At 68.4% G+C, this 3,165-nt stretch carries 5 protein-coding genes; all 5 read left to right on the forward strand.

Annotation, left to right across the window (positions count from 1 at the left end; genetic code table 11):
• Positions 1-52: 52 nt before the first annotated feature.
• Entirely contained in the window at positions 53-409 is a 357-nt protein-coding gene (locus ASG00_RS18730; protein ID WP_327037455.1) for a hypothetical protein, read from the forward strand.
• Between the two features lie 127 nt (positions 410-536).
• A partial coding sequence (locus ASG00_RS01205) for an ABC transporter ATP-binding protein (RefSeq protein WP_235559042.1) occupies positions 537-1,167 on the forward strand: 631 nt, incomplete at its 3' end.
• A gap of 18 nt (positions 1,168-1,185) precedes the next feature.
• Positions 1,186-2,013, forward strand: a complete 828-nt coding sequence (locus ASG00_RS01210) for an ABC transporter permease (RefSeq protein ID WP_082482961.1) — start codon at positions 1,186-1,188, stop codon at positions 2,011-2,013.
• Positions 2,010-2,876: an ABC transporter permease gene (locus ASG00_RS01215; protein WP_045247995.1), complete on the forward strand. Its 867-nt coding sequence runs from the start codon at positions 2,010-2,012 to the stop codon at positions 2,874-2,876. The genes ASG00_RS01210 and ASG00_RS01215 overlap by 4 nt, the downstream gene beginning before the upstream one ends.
• Positions 2,877-2,879: 3 nt before the next feature.
• A partial coding sequence (locus tag ASG00_RS15590) for a helix-turn-helix domain-containing protein (RefSeq protein ID WP_200930817.1) occupies positions 2,880-3,165 on the forward strand: 286 nt, incomplete at its 3' end.

Raw genomic sequence — 3,165 nt, forward strand, 5'->3', positions numbered from 1 at the left:
CGACAACGGCCTGCCGTTCGTCGCCGAGACCATCACGACGACCGACGACCAGATCGCGAAGAACCGCGACAAGCTGAAGGCGTTCCTGAAGGCGGAGATCCAGGGCTGGTCCGACGCGGTCAACAACCCGCAGGCCGGCGCCGAGCTCGCCGTCAACACCTACGGCAAGGACCTCGGACTCGACCTGACCAACTCGATCGCCGGTGCGACCGAGCAGGCGCAGAAGCTCGTCGTCTCCGACGAGACCGCGCAGAACGGCCTGTTCACCATCTCGCAGACCCTGCAGGATGCAACCATCAAGTCGCTCTCGGGCGCCGGCATCACCCTGAAGGCCTCCGACCTGTTCGACATGTCGCTGCTCACCGAGGTCTACCAGGAGAACCCCGGCCTCGTGAAGTACGCCAAGTAATCAGCACCACCACACGGAGAAGAGCGTCGTGACGCAGCCCGCTGTCGTGACCGGTGCCCAGGACAACCTGGGCACCGGCCTTCAGATCACCGCACTGAACAAGGTCTTCACGACCGGCCGCAAGAACGTGGTCGCGCTGCAGGACGCCAACCTCCACACCGCACAGGGCACGTTCCTGTCGCTGCTCGGCCCGTCAGGATGCGGCAAGTCGACGATCTTGCGCATCCTGGCGGGGCTCGAGCAGCCCACCAGCGGAACCACTCGCGTCGACGGCAAGAGCCCCAAGGAGCTCCGCCGCGACCACAAGCTCGGCATCGCCTTCCAGGACTCGGCCCTCATGCCGTGGCGCAGCGTGCTGTCGAACATCCGCCTTCCGTTCGAGATCGCGGGACAGAAGGTCGACAACGACTACGTCACCGAGATGATCGAGCTCGTCGGTCTCAAGGGCTTCGAGAAGGCCAAGCCCGCGCAGCTGTCGGGCGGCATGCGCCAGCGCGTCTCGATCGCCCGCTCCCTCATCCTCAAGCCGCAGGTGCTGCTGTTCGACGAGCCGTTCGGCGCGCTCGACGACATGACCCGGCAGCGCCTGAACCTCGAGCTGCTGCGCATCTGGACCGAGAAGCCCGCGACGACCCTGCTCGTGACGCACGGCATCTCCGAGGCGATCTTCCTCTCCGACCAGGTCGCGGTCATGAGCCCGCGGCCCGGACGCATCAAGGAGGTCATGACGATCGACCTCCCCCGCCCGCGCACCCCCGNGGGAGGCGCAGCCACCGATGACCACTGACTCCCCGACGAAGGGCCGCGGCGTCACGTTCGAGGACGTCCGTCTCCCGCCGTGGATGACGGGGCTCATCGGGGGCGTCGCCCTCGTGATCGTGTGGTGGATCGTCGGGCTCGCCTGGGTCACCCCGACCGGCCTGCGGCCGATCCCGACGCCGCTCGAGGTCGTCGTCACTATCGCGCAGACCGGGTGGGACTTCTACGCGAAGAACTTCGCCGTGACCCTCGCGGAAGCGGGCATCGGATACCTCTGGGGCAACGTGCTCGCGCTGCTCCTCGCGGCCGTCGTGCTCGTCGTCCCGCGCCTCGAGTCGGTCGCGATGCAGCTGGCGATCCTCACCTACTGCGTTCCGATCGTCGCGCTCGGCCAGATCGCCGTGGTGCTCATCGGCGCCCCGCCGATCGGGCAGCCCTCGGGCACCGCGATCTTCCTCGCCGCCCTCTCGGTCTTCTTCACGACCGTCGTCGGAGCGCTGCTCGGCCTCAAGTCGGCCGACAAGTCGAGCCTCGACGTGGTCACGGTCTACGGTGGGTCGAAGTTCACGCAGCTGGTGAAGGTGCGTCTCATCGCCGCCCTTCCCGCAATCCTCAACGCCCTGCAGATCGCCGTTCCGGCCGCGTTCCTCGGCGCCGTGCTCGGTGAGTTCTTCGGCAAGGTCGAAGTGGGCGTCGGTGTGATCATGGTCATCGCGCAGCAGCAGCTCAATGCGCCCCAGGTGTGGGCGATCGCGCTGCTGAGCGGTCTCGTGGCGATGCTCGGCTACGTGCTCGTCGGGTTCATCTCGCGGGCGATCGCGCCCTGGTCGAAGGGGCGCTCATGACGACGGCCGTCGCGGCATCCGAGTCCGCCACCGACCTCACCCGTACCCTGCGCGCCCAGGCGCGGCGCAGCGTGCTGCGCGCGCTGCTGTGGAGCGTCGTGAACTTCGTCGGCACCATCGTCGCGGTCATCGTGCTGTGGGCCGGCGCCCTGTCGCTGCTGAACGTCTCCAAGTTCGTCGCGAAGGGCCCGCTCGACGTCTGGAACTACCTGTTCGTGGTTCCCGCCGCGGCGACCAACCGCGACAAGATCTTCGCGACCATCGGCGAGACCCTCGCCCACTCGGTCGTCGGCTTCATCGCGGGCCTCCTCGTCGCCCTCGTCGGTGCCATGATCTTCCAGCTGAGCAAGGGCGCCGAGCACGCGCTCATGCCGATCGCCATGCTGCTGAGGTCGGTGCCGCTGGTCGCCATGGCACCCGTGATCATCCTCATCTTCGGTCGCGAGGTCTGGTCGATCGCGGTGATCGGCGGCATCGTGGTGCTCTTCCCGGCGCTCGTGAACATCTCGTTCGGCCTGAAATCCGCCGCACCGCAGATGAACGACCTCGTCACCGTCTACGGCGGCGGCTCGTTCGCGCGCCTCATGAAGGTCGCGATGCCCTCGTCGCTCCCGGCGTTCTTCGCGGCCGTGCGCATCTCCGTGCCCGGCGCCATCACGGGCGCACTGCTCGCCGAATGGCTGGCGGTCGGCGGCGGTGTCGGCGGCAGCATCGGCGGCTACCTGTCGCAGGCGCAGTACAACGCCGTCTGGGCGTCGATCGCCGGGGTCACCGCCGTCGCGCTCGTGCTCTACAACGTCATCCAGATCATCGAGAACGTGGTGCTGGCCAGGATGGGCATGCAGGGCCAGCGGGGCGTGTAGCGCGTGAGCGCCGAACCCGCGATCGTCGGGGGTGCCGCGGCATCCGATCTGCTTGCGGCGGGACTGCTCGGCGCGCACGTGCGCGGACTGCGCAAGGCCCGCGGGCTCACCCTCGTGCAGCTCGCGACCGCGACCGAGCTGTCGCATCCGTTCCTCAGCCAGCTGGAGCGCGGACTCGCCCAACCGAGCCTCGGATCACTGCGCCGCATCGCGGTGGCGCTCGGCACGAGCCCGCTCGAGCTGATCGCCGCGGCCGAGGCGCCGACTGCCGACGTGCCGGCGACCGAGG

Source organism: Microbacterium sp. Leaf351 (genome assembly GCF_001423825.1).
Classification (GTDB): domain Bacteria; phylum Actinomycetota; class Actinomycetes; order Actinomycetales; family Microbacteriaceae; genus Microbacterium; species Microbacterium ginsengisoli.

What these genes read in the sequence shown, in the direction of transcription:
- ASG00_RS01210 (WP_082482961.1), top strand. Translation starts at nt 1,186, where the DNA reads ATGACCACTGACTCCCCGACGAAGGGCCGCGGCGTCACGTTCGAGGAC.
- ASG00_RS01215 (WP_045247995.1), top strand. Translation starts at nt 2,010, where the DNA reads ATGACGACGGCCGTCGCGGCATCCGAGTCCGCCACCGACCTCACCCGT.